The 16,977-nt window shown below is 70.5% G+C and carries 18 protein-coding genes; 7 read left to right on the plus strand and 11 right to left on the minus strand.

The features are described 5' to 3' along the window. The first annotated feature begins 34 nt into the window (after positions 1 to 34). The 3 genes from IH26_RS0112650 to IH26_RS53470 all read left to right on the plus strand — a co-directional run bounded on the left by IH26_RS0112650 (position 35) and on the right by IH26_RS53470 (position 1,312). Positions 35 to 403 (plus strand): hypothetical protein, encoded by a 369-nt coding sequence (locus tag IH26_RS0112650; RefSeq protein ID WP_030436360.1) that lies wholly within the window; start codon positions 35 to 37, stop codon positions 401 to 403. Further along, positions 396 to 833 (plus strand): hypothetical protein, encoded by a 438-nt coding sequence (locus IH26_RS0112655; protein ID WP_030436361.1) that lies wholly within the window; start codon positions 396 to 398, stop codon positions 831 to 833. The genes IH26_RS0112650 and IH26_RS0112655 overlap by 8 nt, the downstream gene beginning before the upstream one ends. 62 nt (positions 834 to 895) lie before the next feature. After that, the gene (locus tag IH26_RS53470; protein ID WP_063763679.1) at positions 896 to 1,312 is read left to right on the plus strand and encodes a hypothetical protein; all 417 of its coding nucleotides are present in this window, start codon (positions 896 to 898) and stop codon (positions 1,310 to 1,312) included. Between the two features lie 6 nt (positions 1,313 to 1,318). On the opposite strand, the gene IH26_RS0112665 is transcribed toward IH26_RS53470, so the two are convergent. The 9 genes from IH26_RS0112665 to IH26_RS0112705 form a co-directional block, all read right to left on the minus strand. Beyond that, positions 1,319 to 2,782: a glutathionylspermidine synthase family protein gene (locus IH26_RS0112665; RefSeq protein WP_030436363.1), complete on the minus strand. Its 1,464-nt coding sequence runs from the start codon at positions 2,780 to 2,782 to the stop codon at positions 1,319 to 1,321. A 2-nt stretch (positions 2,783 to 2,784) separates the two neighbouring features. Continuing rightward, positions 2,785 to 3,195: a hypothetical protein gene (locus IH26_RS0112670; RefSeq protein WP_030436364.1), complete on the minus strand. Its 411-nt coding sequence runs from the start codon at positions 3,193 to 3,195 to the stop codon at positions 2,785 to 2,787. 49 nt (positions 3,196 to 3,244) lie between these two features. Continuing rightward, on the minus strand, positions 3,245 to 4,009 hold the full coding sequence (gene fabG, locus IH26_RS0112675; RefSeq protein WP_030436365.1) for a 3-oxoacyl-ACP reductase FabG: 765 nt from the start codon (positions 4,007 to 4,009) through the stop codon (positions 3,245 to 3,247). A 49-nt stretch (positions 4,010 to 4,058) separates the two neighbouring features. Next, a complete protein-coding gene (locus tag IH26_RS0112680) occupies positions 4,059 to 5,696 on the minus strand; it encodes an alpha-amylase family protein (RefSeq protein WP_030436366.1) in 1,638 nt (545 codons plus the stop codon). 126 nt (positions 5,697 to 5,822) lie between these two features. Then, a complete protein-coding gene (locus tag IH26_RS0112685) occupies positions 5,823 to 7,016 on the minus strand; it encodes a glycosyl hydrolase family 18 protein (RefSeq protein ID WP_030436367.1) in 1,194 nt (397 codons plus the stop codon). A 28-nt stretch (positions 7,017 to 7,044) separates the two neighbouring features. Continuing rightward, positions 7,045 to 8,286, minus strand: a complete 1,242-nt coding sequence (locus tag IH26_RS0112690; RefSeq protein ID WP_030436368.1) for a chitinase — start codon at positions 8,284 to 8,286, stop codon at positions 7,045 to 7,047. Between the two features lie 138 nt (positions 8,287 to 8,424). Further along, positions 8,425 to 9,819 (minus strand): carbohydrate-binding protein, encoded by a 1,395-nt coding sequence (locus IH26_RS0112695; protein WP_030436369.1) that lies wholly within the window; start codon positions 9,817 to 9,819, stop codon positions 8,425 to 8,427. A gap of 94 nt (positions 9,820 to 9,913) precedes the next feature. Further along, positions 9,914 to 10,573 carry a YidC/Oxa1 family membrane protein insertase gene (locus IH26_RS0112700; protein WP_030436370.1) on the minus strand — a complete coding sequence of 220 codons (660 nt, stop codon included), beginning with the start codon at positions 10,571 to 10,573 and terminating at the stop codon, positions 9,914 to 9,916. Positions 10,574 to 10,780: 207 nt separating this feature from the next. Beyond that, a complete protein-coding gene (locus tag IH26_RS0112705) occupies positions 10,781 to 11,056 on the minus strand; it encodes a DUF6412 domain-containing protein (RefSeq protein ID WP_030436371.1) in 276 nt (91 codons plus the stop codon). An 84-nt stretch (positions 11,057 to 11,140) separates the two neighbouring features. Between IH26_RS0112705 and IH26_RS0112710 the strand changes: the two genes are divergently transcribed. The 4 genes from IH26_RS0112710 to IH26_RS57060 all read left to right on the plus strand — a co-directional run bounded on the left by IH26_RS0112710 (position 11,141) and on the right by IH26_RS57060 (position 15,571). Then, a complete protein-coding gene (locus IH26_RS0112710; protein ID WP_030436372.1) occupies positions 11,141 to 12,265 on the plus strand; it encodes a carboxylate-amine ligase in 1,125 nt (374 codons plus the stop codon). A gap of 12 nt (positions 12,266 to 12,277) precedes the next feature. Further along, a complete protein-coding gene (locus IH26_RS0112715; protein ID WP_051808017.1) occupies positions 12,278 to 12,790 on the plus strand; it encodes a GNAT family N-acetyltransferase in 513 nt (170 codons plus the stop codon). Further along, positions 12,787 to 14,157, plus strand: coding sequence for an FAD-dependent oxidoreductase (locus IH26_RS0112720; RefSeq protein WP_030436374.1), 1,371 nt, complete (start codon positions 12,787 to 12,789; stop codon positions 14,155 to 14,157). The genes IH26_RS0112715 and IH26_RS0112720 overlap by 4 nt, the downstream gene beginning before the upstream one ends. Before the next feature lie 133 nt (positions 14,158 to 14,290). After that, positions 14,291 to 15,571, plus strand: coding sequence for a polysaccharide deacetylase family protein (locus IH26_RS57060; protein ID WP_063763680.1), 1,281 nt, complete (start codon positions 14,291 to 14,293; stop codon positions 15,569 to 15,571). A 39-nt stretch (positions 15,572 to 15,610) separates the two neighbouring features. On the opposite strand, the gene IH26_RS0112730 is transcribed toward IH26_RS57060, so the two are convergent. Both IH26_RS0112730 and IH26_RS53475 read right to left on the minus strand, forming a co-directional pair. Then, complete coding sequence (locus tag IH26_RS0112730) at positions 15,611 to 16,423, minus strand: Fpg/Nei family DNA glycosylase (protein ID WP_030436376.1); 813 nt, start codon at positions 16,421 to 16,423, stop codon at positions 15,611 to 15,613. Positions 16,424 to 16,438: 15 nt separating this feature from the next. Beyond that, on the minus strand, positions 16,439 to 16,906 hold the full coding sequence (locus tag IH26_RS53475) for a hypothetical protein (RefSeq protein WP_245665135.1): 468 nt from the start codon (positions 16,904 to 16,906) through the stop codon (positions 16,439 to 16,441). Positions 16,907 to 16,977 lie beyond the last annotated feature (71 nt).

Here is a 16,977-nt window from a genome sequence, read left to right on the forward strand (position 1 = left end):
CGCCAGGCAATCCGGGATCAGTACGCTGTGCCGGGTGAACGGTCCCCTGTCGGTCGCGACGATCGTCGTCGCCCTCGTGCTGGCGGCGTGGTTCCTGCTGCGCGCCGCCCTGAACCGCGCCCCCGGCCGCGCCGAGCTGATCGCCACCGCCGCCCTCGGCGTGCTGGTCGCGGTGCTCGTCGTGGTCGCGGTCATCGGCCTCTTCGGCGGTTCCCGCCCGTCCGAGACGGCCACCTTCTCCGGCTACCTGATCACCACGATCGCGTTCGCCCCGGTCGCGCTGTACCTCGCGCGGATGGAGCCGACCCGCTGGGGCAACCTGATCCTCGGCGTCGCCTGCCTGGTGCTGCCGGTCCTGGTGCTGCGCCTCGAGCAGATCGCGTCGGTGACCACCGGTGCCTGACTCCCCCACCCCCGGGCGCACCCGGCCGGCCGACTCCGCGCTCAACACCGGCTTCGGCCGCGTGCTGCTTTTCGTGTACGGGCTGGGCGCCCTGTCGGCCAGCTCCCGCGGCCTGGTCCAGGTCTTCACGCACTTCGCCGAGGCTCCCCTGGCGTACGTCCTGTCCGCCTTCGCCGGCCTGGTCTACCTGGTCGCCACCGTCGGCCTGGCGATCGGCGGCGAGCGCGGCCGGCGCATCGCCCTGGTCAGCTGCAGCATCGAGCTGGTCGGCGTGCTGGTCGTCGGCACCCTGAGCATCGCCGACGCGGTGGCCTTCCCGGACGACACGGTCTGGTCCCGGTACGGCAGCGGGTACGGCTACGTGCCCCTGCTCCTGCCGTTCGTCGGCCTCTGGTGGATCTGGCGGCACCGCCCCCGCGACAAGGCGTAGCCAGGCTTGCGCCGGAGGACGACCATCGGTCTGGACAGTTTCTGCCGAAAGGAGCCGGACCGATGAACAGAGCCGGCGAGCGGGTGCTCGCCGTGATCACTGCCGCGCTGCTCGGCGTGGACGCGTACGTCCACCTGCACTATGCCCACAGCTATGACCAGTTCAAGTCCTCGACGATGAGCGAGGGCACCCTCTTCCGCATCCAGGGCGTCGTGGCCATCGTGGTCGGCGTCCTGCTCCTGATCTGGCCGGGCGTGCTCACCTGGCTCCTCTCGCTGCTGGTCGCGGGAAGCGCGGTCGTGGCGGTGACCCTGTACACCTACGTGGACGTCGGCGCGCTCGGCCCGCTGCCCGACCTGTACGAGCACACCTGGCGGCCGCCCGGCAAGGTCCCCTCGGCGGTCGCCGAGCTGGTCGCCGCCGTCCTCTCCCTCATTGGCCTGGCGGTGGCGCTGCGCAGACGGCGAGCCGCCCACTGAGAGCGGTCAGGGCGTGGACTCGACCGCGTGCGGGACGAAGAAGCAGTGGTTCTTCGTGACCAGGCCGTCCACGCCCAGGCCCTCGCGGATGCCCAGGCCGGCCGGCTCGCCGTCGATCAGCCAGGCGCCCAGGACCGGGTGGACCGTGCCCTCCAGGCCGTCGAAGGAGGGGAGCTCGCACAGCTCCTGGACCACGTAGAGCCCGTCCGACCCGTACTCGGAAGGGTTTTCGGTTATGGTCTCGCCCTCGCGGACCAGGGTGACCGAGCCGCCCTCCCGGCCCCACACCGGCTTTTTCGCATAGCTCTTCAAGCTGGCGGCCCCGGACGAGCCGGCGAAGTAGCTCGGCAGCAGGAAGCGGGAGCGCTCGGGGTCGTCGCCGAAGAGCTTCCACAGCACCGGGAGCAGGGCCTTGTTACCCAGCAGGCCGGCCTTGTACGGCGGCTCGATCCAGACCGTGCCGTGCTTGGTCGGGTCGGCCATGTTGCGGAAGAAGGCCTTGCCGCCCTCCTCGTGCCAGAACCACTCCCAGGGGTAGAGCATGAAGATGATGTCGATCGGCTGCGCCTTGTGCTCCTTGCCGGGCTCGGGGACGAACACCACCCGGTCGCCGGCGACGTCCCAGCCGATCTGGCTCATCGCGATCAGCTCGACCGGATAGCCGGCCTCCTCGGCGGTCGACATCAGGTACGCGACGTTCATCCGGTCCTCGCCGGACGTCTCGCTCGTCTCGTACGCAAAAAAGATCTTGGGTTTGGCGGGCAGCCAGGTGCGGGCCTCGCGCAGCTTGTCGATGTTGCGGCGCCAGGCGCCCGGATTGGCCGGCTCGCCGTCGGCGGCCTCCCAGCCGACCAGGCGGTCGTGGATCGAGTTCCACTGGCGCCACGGGTGCTGGGTGACGCCGGTCTGGTCGACCCAGTGCCACTGGATGACCGCGCTCTCCACCAGCGAGGTCGGCGTCTGCGCGTTGAACTCGAGCAGCTTGGGCGTGCTGCCGGCGCCGTTGTACCAGAGGTCGAAGCGGCCGTAGACGCTCGGCGAGAAGTCGGGCGTCTCCATCGGCAGCCGCATGTCGGGGTCTTTGTCGTAGTGCGTCCAGGTCTCGGCGTCGCCGTCGAACCAGGTACGGATGATCTGCTCGTGCGCGAACTCGGGAATGCCGATCTTCGCGAGGAAGCAGCTCGACGGGTTGCACACCGAGGCGAAGTAGCCCTGCCGGCGGCCCTCGACGGTGTGCCGCGGGCACTGCTTGACCATCCAGTCGCCGGCCTCGAGGCACATCGCGAACAGGGTCGAGGTGGCCGACTCGAGCTCCTCGATCTCGGCCGCCGTGAAGTCGTAGTACGGACCCTCCTGCCAGTACGAGGTCATCGACCCGTCCGGCAGCTCGGTGTCGTTGTAGGTCAGCCCGAGGCTGTAGTTGGTGAGCTTCCAGCCGTCGCGGACCGGACCGTACGGAACTCGGCGCACGCTCAGCTGCCCGAGGAGTGGCCGCCGGACGAGTGCCCGCCCGAGGATTTGCTGCCGCCGCCCTTGCCCACCACGCTGGTCTTGATCGTGCCGTTGCCGATCCTGCCGGTGGTGGGCAGGCCGAACGAGGAGCGCGCCGACTTGTCGTTGTACGCGAACCGGGAGCCGCCGGCCGGCAGGAGGCTGCCGACCGCGAGGCCACGGGCGTACGACGGCGAGTGGTAGATGTAATACGGATGGCTACCCGAGTAGTACCGGTTGTCGTCGCAGAAGTCCTCGTCGACGATCCGCCCGTTCGCGTCGGCGCAGTAGAAGCCCTCGTTGTGGTAGCGGTTGCCGCTGTCGCAGGCTGCCGCCCCGCCCGCGGCCAGCATCAGAAAGCTGCTGGTCAGCGTGACGCTGCGGGAGCTCATGCGTCGGTTCATCATCTCTTTGTAGCGCCTTCCGACAACCGCCCACAGACTAGTCGCGAGGGCCGCCCGCCACGTAGATCACCTGGCCGGAGACGAACCCGGCGCCCTCGCTGACCAGGAAGGATACGGTGTTCGCGACGTCCTCGGGACGACCGGCGCGGCCGACCGGGATCTGGCTGACCGCGGCCTTGGAGAAATCGGCGAAATCCATCCCGACCCGGGCGGCGGTGGCGGCGGTCATGTCGGTCACGATGAAGCCGGGGGCGACCGCGTTCGCGGTGATGCCGAAGCGGCCCAGCTCGATCGCGAGGGTCTTGGTGAAGCCCTGCATGCCGGCCTTGGCCGCCGCGTAGTTGGCCTGGCCGCGGTTGCCCAGCGCCGAGGTGCTGGAGAGGCTGACGATCCGGCCCCAGCCCGCATCGACCATGTGCTTCTGCACCGCCCGGCTGAACAGGAACGCGCCGCGCAGGTGGACGGCCATGACCGTCTCCCAGTCGTCCTCGGTCATCTTGAACAGCAGGTTGTCGCGCAGCACGCCGGCGTTGTTGACCAGCACCGTGGGCGCGCCGAGCTCGGCCACCACCCGCTCGGTGGCGGCGGCGACCTGGGCGGAGTCGGAGACGTCGGCGCCGACCGCCAGCGCCGTGCCGCCGGCGTCGTGGATGGCCGTGACGGTGTTGGCGCAGGCACCCTCGTCCAGGTCCACCACGGCGACGGACATGCCGTCGGCGGCGAGCTTGCGGGCGATGGCCTCACCGATGCCGCGGGCGGCTCCGGTCACGATGGCTACGCGGCTGGGTGCGGACTGCGACATTGCGGCCTCCGGGAAGTGATCTCAGCACCGACGGCGACTTTATCCCGGCTCACGCGCAGCGCCGCAGGCGGATCCACCGATAGCCATGCCCGGCGACCGGCACGGCGGCGAACTTGTCCAGATCGGGGTACGCCTGGTCGGTCAGCACGTCGTTCGGGAACTCGGCGTCGGGGTACACCGAGCTGAGATCGACGACGGCGTCCTCGGCGCACAGATTGTGCACGAACAGCATGGTGCCGGTGACGTCGTCCGCGCGGTGCACCAGCACGCCGCGGGGCACCGGCACATCGACGTGGGTGCAGGAGCCGGCGCCGATCTCGGGCGCCTCGCGGAGCGTCCGGATCATGCGCTCGAACCAGGCCAGCAACGAGCCCGCGTCCTGCCGCTGGTCGGTCACATTGACCCGGTGGTAGCCGTACTCTCCGCCGGAGACGACCGGGCGTACCGGCTCGCCGGTGGTGAAGCCGCCGCTGGGCAGATGTGACCACTGCATCGGCGTACGGATCGCGTCGCGCCCCTCGAGCGAGAGGTCGTCGCCCATCCCGATCTCCTCGCCGTAGCGCAGCACCGGCGTGCCGCGCAGGGTGAACTGCAACGAGTACGCCAGCTCGAGCCACCGCCGGTCGCCGCCCAGCATCGGGGCGAGCCGGCGACGGATGCCCCGCCCGTACAGCTGCATCTCGGGTTCGGGTCCGAACTTGGCGAACACGTCGGCACGCTGCTCCGCGGTCAGCCGGGAGAGATCGATCTCGTCGTGGTTGCGCAAGAAGGTCGCCCACTGGCCACCGACCGGCAGCTTCGGCGTCTCGCGGAGCGCCTCGATGATCGGCTCGGGGTCCTGCCGGGCCAGCGCGAGCATCAGCTTCGCGTTCAGCGAGAAGTCGAACAGCATGTGCAGCCGGGCGTTGGAGCCGCCGGCGTCGCCGAAGTACCGGACCAGCTGGGCCGGCTCCACGTTCGCCTCGGCCAGCAGCATCGCGTCGCCCTTGCGCCACTGCACGAACTGCCGCAGGTCGCTGAGGAAGTCGAAGTCCTCCGGCGAGTTCGGATTGCCCGGCTCGGTCTCCTCGATGATGAACGGCACGGCGTCCATCCGGAATCCGGCCACACCGAGCTGGAGCCAGAACGCGCAGATCTTCTTGATCTCGGCGCGCACCTCGGGGTTCTTGATGTTCAGGTCCGGCTGGAACTTGTAGAACCGGTGGTAGTACCAGGCCTTGGCGGTGCGGTCGTAGCTCCAGGTCTCGCCCTGCTCGCCGGGGAAAACCATGCCCTGGTGGCGGTCCGCCGGAGCGGTTTCGCTCCAGACATACCAGTCGCGGTACGGCGAGTCCGGCGACGACCGCGCGGACTGGAACCACGGGTGCTGGTCCGAGGTGTGGTTGACCACCAGGTCGATGATCACCTTGATGCCCAGGTTGCCGGCCTGGTGCAGCAGCTCGGCGAAGTCGCCCAGGTTCCCGAAGCGCGGGTCCACGTTGTAGAAGTCGGCGACGTCGTAGCCGTCGTCCCGGTCGGGGGACGGGTGGATCGGGTTGAGCCACAGGCAGGTGATGCCGAGCCGGGCCAGGTAGTCGAGCCGGCCGATCAGGCCGCGGATGTCGCCGACGCCGTCGCCGTTCGAGTCGGCGAAGGTGTCGATGTCGAGGCAGTAGACGACGGCCTTCTTGTACCACCGATCACTCATGCCCAGGTTACTTGCCACGATCGGCACCGGCGAAACCGACGGGCGGCCGCTGTGCGTAGCGGCCGCCCGTCGTGATCAGCGGTGGGTTCCTAGCCCGAAGGGGACGGCGTTGGCGTGGCGTCCCCGTCAGAACCCTGCGCTGATCTTGGTGAAGGCCCAGTCGGCCTGCGCGATGCCGGAGCAGTTCGAGACCACCCCGCCGCCGGCGCAGCCCCGGTCCCGGTTGACCGCCCAGAAGGTGAACCGCGCGAAGCCCTTGCCCTTGGCGTAGTCGCGGATCCGGGTCCAGGTGTCGGTCGAGGTCAGCTCCTGCTGGTCGGACAGGCCGTTCATGCCGGAGATGCCCATGTGCGAGTACGCCTGCGAGTCGGAGTACCCGAACGTCGTCTTGAGCAGGTTCTTCAGGCCCTCGGACGCGTTCACCGTGGCGGTGTACATGTCCGAGCCGCCGCCGAAGTCGAACGGCATCTGGGTGAAGACGTCGATGTTCGTGCCGAGCGCCTTGGCCTGCTGGACCAGCCGGGTGCCGTAGTAGGTCGGGCCGGTCGTCGAGGTGCCGAAGGTGACGATGGTCTTCACCGACGGGTTGTTCTGCTTGATCACCTTGAGCGCGCCGAGGATCCGGTCCTGCACGGCGGTGTTCTCGAACTCGTCGGTGTTCTCGATGTCGATGTCGATCGCCTTGAGGCCGAACGCGTTGATCACCTTCTGGTACGCGCCGGCCAGCGCGTCCACCGAGCCGCAGTTCGGGCCGAGCTTGTTGCCCTGCCAGCCGCCGATCGACGGGATCACGTCCGCGCCGGCCGCCTTGATCTGCGAGAGGTAACTGGCGTGCACGCCGCCGGTCAGGCCGCTCTCGCCGTCCCACGCCGGGTTGCAGCCGCCGCTGGCCAGCACGAACGCCATGGTGAACGCCTTGATGCCGGTCGCGCCGGTGACCGTCGAGGGGGCCGGCGGGTTGCCCCAGCCGGGGTAGACGTACGGCGCGCTCGCCATCTTGCCGCCGCCGCTCGGCGGGTTCGTGGTCGGGCCGGTGGTGGGCGGGGTGGTCGGTGGCGTGGTGCCGCCGCACGCGCCGTTGTCGGCCCACACGTCCCACTGGCCGGAGTGGGTGGCCGGGGACTCGTTCTGCGTCCACCACTTCGCGGTGTAGTTGTGGCCGTTCTGCGAGGCGCTGTTGCCGTTCACGTAGACGGCCGTCGACGACCAGGCCGGGGCGCAGGCGGTGGCGGCGTTCGACGCCAGCATGGGGACGATCGCGGCGGCCAGGGCGGTGGCGGTCACCGAGCCGACGATCAGCAGTTTTCTGCCGAGTTTCACGGGGGACTCCTCTATGTGGGGTGGGGAGTTAGGGAAGCGTGGCGAGGTGGGGGTGCACGGTGTTGGCGAACGAGTTGCCGTTGCTGACGTCCCAGTTGATCGACCAGGTCATCGCGCCGCGGAGGCCCGGGTAGGTCGCCGGCGGTTTGAAGCTGCCGCAGTTGGTGCCGCGGGTCAGGCAGTCCAGGGCGGCGTTGACGTTCGCCGGGGACTGGTAGCCGCCGCCGGCCGCGGCCGCGCTCGCGGGGAGTCCGAGCGCGACCTGGTCGGGGCGCAGCCCGCCCTGGGTCTGGATGCAGGCGAGCGCGGTCAGGAAGTTCTCGGTGCCCTGCGAGTACGCCTGGTTCTGGTCGCAGCCGAGCATCGAGCCGGAGTTGTAGAACTGGGTGTTGACCACGGTCAGGATGTCCTTGATGGACAGCGCCAGCGCGAAGTACGACGAGCCGGTGCTCTGCATGTCGATGGTCTGCGGGGCCAGCGTGATGATCAGGTTGGCGCCGGCCTTGGCCCGCAGGCTGCGCAGCGCGCCGGCCATGTAGGTCGGGTTGATGCCGTTCTCCAGGTCGATGTCGACGCCGTCGAAGCCGTACGTCGTCATCAGCGAGTAGACCGAGGTGGCGAAGTTGGTGGCCGAGCCGGAGTCGGCCACGCTGACCGTGCCGTTCTGGCCGCCGACCGAGATGATGACCTTCTGGCCGCGCGAATGGAGCGTGGCGATGTCGGCCTTGAACTGGGCGTCGGTGTAGCCGCCGACCTGCCCGGCGAGGCCGGAGTCGAGGGTGAAGCTCACCGCGCCCGGCGTCGAGGTCGCGTCGGCGAAGGCCACCGCGATCAGGTCGTACGTGGCCGGGACGCTCGCCAGCTTGAGGGCCGCGGCGCCGTTGTAGAAGTTCTGCCAGTACCCGGTCAGGAAGTGGGCCGGCAGGGTTCCACTCGGGGGCTTCGTGGTCGGCGGGGCGGTGGTCGGCGAGGTGGTCGGGGGCGTCGTGGTCGGCGGCGTCGTGGTCGGTGTGCTGCTGCCACACGCGCCGCTGTCGGCCCACACGTCCCACTGGCCGGAGTGGGTGGCCGGGGATTCGTTCTGGGTCCACCACTTGGCGGTGTAGTTGTGGCTGTTCTGCGAGGCGGTGTTGCCGCCGACGTAGACGGCCGTCGCGCTCCACGCCGGCGCGCAGGCGGTCGCGGCGCTCGCGTCGCCGCCGAAGTAGACCGCCGCGCCGCCGGCGACGAGCGCCGTGACGGTCGCCAGAATCACCGATCTGGAGGGCATGCATCAATCTTTAGGACTATTAACAGTAAAGTCCAGACGGCCGAACGTTAAACAACCTTAAATCTTTTCGGATGGCGGCAAGCACACGAAAAGAGCCGAAGGCGCAGGTCGCGCCCTCGGCTCCATCGACTCGGCTCGCTACTTGCGGAACTGGAACCAGTTCACGTTGACGAAGTCGGCGGACTGCCCGCTGGTGAAGGTCAGGTAGACCGTGTGCGTGCCGGTCACACTCGACACATTGCCGGGGATCGACGTCCAGGTCTGCCAGCCGCCGGTGTTGGCGAGCGCGAAGCTGCCGATCGGCGCGTTGCTCCGGCTGTCGATCCGCACCTCGACGAGCCCGCTCACCCCGGAGCCGGCGCCGGAGGCGACCCGGGCCAGGAAGTCCTTGACGCCGCCTGTACCGAAATTGACGTTGTTGAACTGCAGCCAGTCACCGTTGGCGATGTAGCCCACGTCCTGGCCGCCCTCGGAACAGGTCTCGGTCTGGGTGCCGGATTGCGCGTCGAACGACTCCGCCTGGATCTGCGAGTACGCGTCCCGGGTGGTCCCGGTCGGCGCGGTGGTCGGTGCCGTGGTCGGCGGGGTCGTGGTGCCGCCCGTCGACTGGTAGACGGCCACGTAGTCGACCAGCATCGGCACGCCGGACTGGGTCGCCGAGGTCGGGCCGCCGCCGAACGCGGCCGGGAAGCCGCCGCCGATCGCCACGTTCAGAATCATGAAGAAGCCGTGGTGGGTGGCGTTGTTCCAGGTGGTGGCGTCGACCTGGGACGAGTTCACGGTGAAGTAGTTGGTGCCGTCGAGGTACCAGCGCAGTTGCTCGGGCGAGACGCTGCGGTCGTACTCGATCGCGTACGTGTGCATGCCGGTCTGGCAGCCGGAGCAGGCGTGCTCGCCGCTGGAGAGGCCGGTGGTCTCGTTGCACGGGCCGCCCGGGCTGGTGCCGCAGTGCAGCGCCCCGAAGACCGACGAGCGGCCGTTGATGTCCTCCATGGCGTCCCACTCGCCGATGCCGGGCCAGTTCGTGGCCCCGACCGGGCGGGCCGCCGCACCGAGCGCCCAGAACGCGGGCCAGTAGCCGGCCGCCGCCGCGCCGCTGACGTTCGGCTGCTGCAGCCGCGCCTCGATCCGCACCTTGCCGCCGGCCGGCGCGGCGAAGTCGGTGCGCTGGGTCTCCACCCGGCCCGAGGTCCAGTTGCCGGCCGCGTCCCGGATCGGCTTGATCACCAGGTTGCCGGCGCCGTCCTGGTACACGTTCGCGGTCGAGTTCGTCATCGTCTCGACCTCGCCGGTGCCCCAGTTCGCCGCGCCACCCGGGTAGGAGGTGCCGGTGTCGTAGAGCCAGTTCGCCGTGTTCAGGCCGGTGCCGGCCGCGCCGGTGAAGTCGTCGCTGAATACCGTCGTCATGCCGGCCGGGGCCGACGGGACGGCCGCGTTCGCGTCCATGGTGAATACGGCGGTGGCCGCGACGGCAACGGCCGCGGTCGATACCGCCAGCGCCACGCGTAGCCGTCTTCTGCTGCGAGATGCCATCGGAGATACGCCTTTCCATAGGGGGGTGAGGAGGCGTGAGAGCGCTCTCTCGCCGCATTTCACGCCCGTTACGGTGGCGTGTCAATATCGGCGGTCAACGATTGCCCGATGTTACCGGCCGGCGATAGACGGCCTGCTCCACCGCGGTCCAGGCAGTCGAGGTGACCAGATAGATTCCGCCCGCGAGCGGCATCCACGCCACCGCCAGGACCGACAAATAGGGCAGGTATTTCAGAAGGCCCACGCTGCCCGTCGTCACCGCCGAGATCATCCGCCGGGACGACCACCACGCCAGGCCCGCCGAGAGCGCCAGCAGCACGGCGAAGACCGGCAGCCCGGCGGCCAGATGCGCGGTCAGCGGAACCCCCATCAGCGCACCCGCGGGCGCCCGCAGCGCGACGCGGTACATCACCATGAAGAACGGCGCCTGCGCCAGCGCCGGGAGAATCGCCGCGAACGGGCTGATCCCCGCGGCGCGTTGCAGGGCGAGCGTTTCGGTGGCCAGCGTCATCTGGTCCTTGCCGTGTTTCTCGCGCAATTTCGCGATTTCCGGGGCGAGCGCGGCCTGCCGCCGCTGGGCGCGCACCTGCTGATAGGTGAGCGGGCTGATCAACAGTCGGATGAGCAGGGTGAAGACGACGATGGCGAGGGCCGCGGCGGCCCCGCCGGCAATCGGGACGAACAGGCCGGCGAGCAACGTGATGGCGGAATGCGCGGCGCCGACGATGGCATGCGGAACGGCGAAAATGGACATGGAGACACCCCTTGCGATCCACGGAGAAAAGGACGCGAGGCGGCGATTCCCGACGCGAAATTCAGAAGATCAAATTCTGGTCGTGCCTGGGTGGGGTGTACAGATCGTCGCTCCCGCCGAGGCCGGTCCAGGGGCCCAGCTATCGCTGCCCCTGGCCCTTCATTCTGCGTGAGTGGTTGCGCGAAACCCCAAAAACCAGGTGCGTCGTCAAACCGCCGCGAGGGCGGGCGACGGCGCTCGGGAGCGCGGGCGGCCGGCCGCATCGGGGTCGGCCAGGCGGGGGCGGCACGTGACGCGGGCCCGGCGGGCGAAGGCGCGCACGGTCGGCGCGGCGAACAGGGCAGGCACCGGCAACGCGGCGGCCGCGGCGATCAGCAGGACGGCCGTGGCAACCAGGGCGAGGCCGAGCACGAGCTGCCCCGGCGCACCGGCGCGGGTCGGGTCGACGAGGGCCACGAAGGCCCCTATCCCCTGCAGCAGCATGGGCCCAACGTTAGCGCGGCGCCGCCATCGGGTATTTCGACAACCATGGACGCGGCATCAGGTGGGACCACGATCTCCGCGGAGATGGCCGAGCGGGCCGAATCGCACGATCTGCTCACGCTCGGCATCGAGGAGGAGTACATCCTGGTAGACGCGGTCGAGCCGCGCGGCGTCGAGGCGGTCGAGCAGGTCGTCGACCTGATCCCCGACGCGATCCGCGGCTCGGTGCAGCATGAATACCTGCGCAGCCAGATCGAGGTAGCCAGCCCACCGCAGCTGAAGCTGAGCGACCTGTACCAGGCGATGCGCGAGCTGCGCCGCGAGGTGGCCGGTGCCGCCGAGCGGGCCGGCACCCGCCTGCTCGCGGTCGGCACCGGGCCGGCCGCCGGCCCGGTCGCCCGGGTGGTCGACCGGCCGAGGTACCACCGGATGCGCGAACACTACGGCGACCTCTCCCCGGGCCAGGGGATGTGCGGCACGCACGTCCACGTCAGCATCCCGGACGGCGAGACGGGCGTGCGGGTGCTGAACCACCTGCGGCCCTGGCTGCCGGTCTTCCACGCGGCCACCGCCAACTCGCCGCTGTTCGGCGGCCGGGACACCGGCTACGCCAGCTGGCGCTCGATGATGTGGGAGCGCTGGCCCACCGTCGGCCCGACGCCGTACCTCGAGTCGCTGGCGGAGTACGAGACGCTGGTCGCCGACCTCGAACAGACTGGCGCGATGCTCGACGAGGGCATGCTCTACTGGTACGCCCGGCTCTCCGCGCACTACCCGACTGTCGAGATCCGGATGGGCGACGTCACGCCCACCCTCGACGACGCGATGCTGCTGGCCGCGCTGGCCCGGGCCCTGGTCGCCACCCTGCTGCGCGACGTGCGGGACGACGTTCCGGCCCCGAAGGTGTCGCACCCGCTGCTGATGGCGGCGCACTGGCGAGCCGCGCACGACGGCCTCGAGGGTCTGGCGGTCGACCTGGCCACCCGCGAGCCCCGCCCGGCGTGGCGCCTGATGCGGCAGCTGTTCGACCACGTACGCCCGGAATTGGAACGCCACGGCGACCTGAGGATAGCCACCGTCCTGATGGGACGGCTGCGGGCGCACGGCACCGGCGCGGCCCGCCAGCGAGCGATCCTCTCCCAGCGCGGCTCGGTCGACGACGTCGTCACCTGGCTCGCGAACGCTACCCGGGGCGACATGATCGATTGATAGTGTCCTCGCGTGATCACACTGGCGACGGCGCGTCTCGATGCCGTCGAGATCGAGCAGCTCGAGGCGATCTGCCGGTCGCATTCCGAGTATTGGCGGGTAAGCGGCGATCAGGACCCGGACACCATGACGCGGGAATCGATCGCCGCGATGCTGCGCGAGGACGCCACGGCCGAGGGCTGCGAGACGGTCGTGGCACGCGACGACGGCGGGCGGGTCGCCGGGTTCGCTCAGTTGCTGTTGCGGCATCCGGTCGATGGGTGCCCGTGGATCGGGCTGCTGCTCGTCGACGGGCAGCGTCGGGGGCGCGGCTACGGGCGGGCCATCGTCGGGGCGGTCGAGGAGCGGTTCCGCGGCGAGGGCGTGCCGGCGATCAGGCTCGGAGTGCTCGTCGCGAACACGGCGGCGCAGCCGTTCTGGCACGCGCTCGGCTACCGGCGGATCGACCTGCGGCCGGATCGGGCCAAGGGGCGGCCGACGATCGTCATGGAGAAGGCGTTCGCGGAGCCTACGCTGGACCCGTGAAGCTGGTGGTCATCGGCGGGGACGCGGCCGGCATGTCGGCCGCCTCGCAGGCTCGCAAGCGGCTCGGGCCGGAGAAGCTGGAGATCGTGGCGTTCGAGCGGGGGCATTTCACGTCGTATTCGGCGTGTGGCATCCCGTACTGGATCGGTGGTTCGGTTGCCGAGCGCGACGCGCTCGTCGCGCGCTCGCCGGAAGACCATCGCAAGGCCGGCATCGATGTGCGGCTGCGGCACGAGGTGGTCGGGATCGACCTCGATCGGCGCGAGGTGGTCGCGCACGATCTGGTCGGCGGCGGCGAGGTGCGGGAGGGCTTCGACCATCTGGTGTACGCGACCGGCGCCTCCCCGGTCACCCCGGAGTGGGCGCGGATCCCGGCGGCCGGCATCTTCGGCGTGCAGACGCTGGACGACGGCGCGGCCATCCACGACTGGCTGGACGGCGAGCCGAAGCCCCGGAAGGCCGTGGTGATCGGCGGCGGCTACATCGGGGTGGAGATGGCCGAGGCGATGGTGCTGCGCGGCCTCGACGTCACGCTGCTGGAGAAGTCGCCCGAGCCGATGGCCAAGACGGTCGACCCGGAGATGGGCTCGCTGGTGCGCAAGGCGATCGGCGAGATGGGTATCGAGGTGGTCACCGACGCCGAGGTGTCCGGCATCGGGACCGGCGGCGGCCGGGTCCGGGAAGTGCTCACCCCGGGCGGCGCGCTGCCGGCCGACATCGTGGTGATGGGCTTGGGCGTACGGGCGAACAGCTCCCTCGCCGAAGAGGCCGGCCTCCCGGTCGGCGTGACCGGCGGGGTGCGCACCGATCGGCGGATGCGGGTGGCCGGCGTCGAGGGCGTCTGGGCGGCCGGCGACTGCGTCGAGACGCACCACCTGCTGACCGGCGAGCCCGTGCACATCCCGCTCGGCACGCATGCGAACAAGCAGGGCCGGGTGGCCGGCATCAACATCGGCGGCGGCTACGCCACGTTCCCGGGGGTGATCGGCACCGCGGTGACGAAGGTGTGCAATCTCGAGGTGGCCCGCACCGGCCTCACCGAGAAGGAGGCGCGCCGGGCCGGGTTCGCCTTCGTGACGGCGAGTGTGGAGTCGACCAGCCGGGCCGGCTACTACCCGGGCGCCGCGCTGATGACGGTCAAGCTGATCGCCGAGCGCCGCACCGGGACCCTGCTGGGGGCGCAGATCGTCGGCCGTACCGAGGCGGCCAAGCGGATCGACGCTTTGGCGGTGGCGGTGTGGAACCGGATGACCGTCGAGGAGATGACGGCCCTCGACCTCAGCTACGCCCCGCCGTTCGCGCCGGTGTGGGATCCGGTGCTGATCGCGGCCCGCAAGGCGACCGACGCCGTCCACCATGCGATGTGAGCCGAATTTGTAGGATCCGGTCGATTTTGTGAGCTCTCGATCACGGAGCGCCAGCAGGTGTTACTACCCACCGTACAGATGAGATCACCGAACCGGTCTCGCGTCAGATCTTGCCGCACGGTAAAGATGTCCCATGTCGCCGCTCGCGCCCCCCGTCGCCGACCGCACCGGCCGGCACCGACGTCCGGAGTCGCTGGCCGATGAGCCCCGGCCGGTCCCGGTCTACCGGGTGAGCACGCTGCTGGAGAGCGACACCTGGGTCCCTGGTCCGCGCTCCGCGCGCCACCACCGGCCGGCCTCGCAACGGCGGACGGCGTCGCATCGTGCGGCCGCCCCGACCCGCCCGCCGGTCACCGGCAGCCACCGCGCGCCCGGCACGATACCGCTCGAGTCCTGGCTGCTGATGGGCAAGAAGCGGCAGCAGATTCTGCTCGCCTCGCTGGTCGCGGTCGGCCTGGTGCTGATCGCGGTGCCCGGCGCCCGCTCCCGGGACGGCCTCGACGCGATCAATGCCGCGGCCCGGGCCACCGGCAACCACGCGCAGCAGCAGAAGGGCGGCACCGCGGCGACCGACCCCGCCAAGCCGAAACCCACCCCGGCCGCGTCCGCGCCCGCCGACGTGCCCGTCGTTCCCTCGACCGGCCCCGCCAAGCCGAAGAACAAGGACGCCGGGCCGGCCAACTCGCTGCGCGTCACCGGCTCGACCGCGGTCGCGCTCACCTTCGACGACGGGCCCGACCCGGCGCAGACCCCGCAGATCCTCGCGCTGCTCGACAAGTACCAGATCAAGGCGACCTTCTGCCTGGTCGGGCAGAACGTGGTGAAGCACCCCGAGATCGTGCGCGAGATCGTGGCGGACGGGCACACGCTCTGCAACCACACGTGGAATCACAGCCTCACGATCGGTAAGGACAAGCCCGAGCAGATCCGGGCCGACCTGGCCAGGACCGACGCGGCGATCGAGGCGGCGGCGCCGGGAGTGAAGATCCCGTTCTTCCGGGCGCCCGGCGGCAACTTCACCGACCGGCTGGTCGACGTGGCCGCGGCCGACGGGATGACCTCGCTCTACTGGCAGGTCGACCCGCAGGACTGGCTGCACAAGACGGGCGAGACCGACGTCGCGCACACCGCCCGGGTGGTCGCGGAGATCAAGAAGGACGTGCGGCCGGGCGCGATCGTGCTGTCGCACGACTTCAACCAGCCGGACACCATTGCGGCGTACGCGAAGCTGCTCCCCTGGTTCAAGGCGAACTTCACGCTCGGCATCCCGGGCGAGCCGGCCGCCCCGGCGGCGACCACGTCCCCGGCCGCGACGCCGACGCCGACCGATACGGCGACGCCGGAACCGAGCCCGTCGGCGTCGGTCGACCCGGCCGCGGCCCCCGCGACGGGCGACGACAGCGACGCCCGGTAGCCGGCCCGCCCGGTAGCCGGCCCCCTCGGTAGCCGGCCGTCAGGTGCCCGGCTGGCAGGCCGGGCACCAGTAGAGATTCCGGCCGGCCAGCGGGCCCCGGGCCACCGCCGTGCCGCAGACCAGGCAGGGCTGGCCGGGGCGGCGGTAGACGTACACCTCGCCGCCGTGCCGGTCCACCCGCGGCGCCCGCCGCATCGCCTCCGGGGTGTGCTGGGTGTGCACGGTGTCGATCCGGCCGCGGGCCACCCCCTCCTTCATCAGCGCGCGCAGGTCGGCCCAGATCTCGTCCCACTGCCCGGCGGTCACCAGCCGGCCCGGCGTGGTCGGCGCGAGCCCGGCCCGGAACAGCACCTCGTTCGCGTAGATCAGCCCGCAGCCGGCCACGATCGACTGGTCCAGCACCAGCGCGAAGACCGGCTTGGTGCTGGTGCGTACCCGCTTGCCGGCGGCCTCCGGGTCGGCGTCGTCGCGCAGCGGGTCGGCGCCCAGCCGGTCGCGCAGCGCCTGGCACTGCACCGGATCGAAGACCTCGCACGCGGTCGGTCCGCGCAGGTCGAGCCAGTGCGCGTCGCCGGCCACCCGCATCCGCACCTGGCCGACCGGCGCGGGCACCGGCGGCTCCCCGTCACTGAACTTTCCGTAGAGTCCCAGATGGACGTGCACGGTGAGATCACCGTCGTAGTGGTGAAACAGATGCTTGCCGTACGCCTCGGTGTCCCGCAAAGTGCGCCCGTCGACCAGAGCCGCCCCCGCCGCGAACCGCCCCTGCGGGCTGCCGACCGCGAGCCGCCGCCCGGCGAACAGCTCCCGATGCCGCCCGGCGAGCCGATGAATGGTGTGTCCCTCTGGCACGGGGAGCAACGGTACTCAAGTAGCCCGATTCCGCGCCATCCGGCGGGTGCGGCCGTAATCGGTCAGAGCGTGGAAGGCCCGCACCGCGGGCACCGCCTCGGCGAGGAAGTCCTGCACCGCGGCGCGCGCGGCCGGGATGGCCGCGCGCATCCGCATCGGGTCGGTGAACAGCGCCATCCGCTCGGCCAGGTCGCGTCCGGGCAGGAAGCCGTCGGTGAACATGGAGATCTCGGAGCCGGTGAGGTAGACGACCGCGGCGCCGCCCTGCCGCAGCCGCTCGGCCCGCTCGGCGCCGTCGAGCACGAACGCCAGGAGCCCGGCGCGGTCCAGGCCGTTGGTGAACGGGCAGTACCACACCTCGAGCCCGGCCTCGGCGGCGAACCGCGCGGCCGTCTCCAGCCGGTCCTGGACTCCGCCGGTGATGCGCACCGCGTCGCACTGCAACTCGTCGCTCGTAAGGTACGACGCGTGCCGCTCGTGCACGGCCGCGCCTGAGCACCGGTATCCGGTCGGGCGCGGCGCGGTTATGCCCATAGGAGAATCGCTGGGTGACG

Source organism: Actinoplanes subtropicus, from assembly GCF_000721705.1.
Classification (GTDB): domain Bacteria; phylum Actinomycetota; class Actinomycetes; order Mycobacteriales; family Micromonosporaceae; genus Actinoplanes; species Actinoplanes subtropicus.

Bases quoted from the DNA above. Each gene is read 5' to 3' on its own strand.
- IH26_RS0112710 (WP_030436372.1), top strand. From the start codon at position 11,141: ATGGCCGAGCGGGCCGAATCGCACGATCTGCTCACGCTCGGCATCGAG.
- IH26_RS57060 (WP_063763680.1), top strand. From the start codon at position 14,291: ATGTCGCCGCTCGCGCCCCCCGTCGCCGACCGCACCGGCCGGCACCGA.
- IH26_RS0112690 (WP_030436368.1), bottom strand. From the start codon at position 8,286: ATGCCCTCCAGATCGGTGATTCTGGCGACCGTCACGGCGCTCGTCGCC.
- IH26_RS0112705 (WP_030436371.1), bottom strand. From the start codon at position 11,056: ATGCTGCTGCAGGGGATAGGGGCCTTCGTGGCCCTCGTCGACCCGACC.
- fabG (WP_030436365.1), bottom strand. From the start codon at position 4,009: ATGTCGCAGTCCGCACCCAGCCGCGTAGCCATCGTGACCGGAGCCGCC.
- IH26_RS0112680 (WP_030436366.1), bottom strand. From the start codon at position 5,696: ATGAGTGATCGGTGGTACAAGAAGGCCGTCGTCTACTGCCTCGACATC.
- IH26_RS53470 (WP_063763679.1), top strand. From the start codon at position 896: ATGAACAGAGCCGGCGAGCGGGTGCTCGCCGTGATCACTGCCGCGCTG.
- IH26_RS0112700 (WP_030436370.1), bottom strand. From the start codon at position 10,573: ATGTCCATTTTCGCCGTTCCGCATGCCATCGTCGGCGCCGCGCATTCC.
- IH26_RS0112695 (WP_030436369.1), bottom strand. From the start codon at position 9,819: ATGGCATCTCGCAGCAGAAGACGGCTACGCGTGGCGCTGGCGGTATCG.
- IH26_RS0112670 (WP_030436364.1), bottom strand. From the start codon at position 3,195: ATGAGCTCCCGCAGCGTCACGCTGACCAGCAGCTTTCTGATGCTGGCC.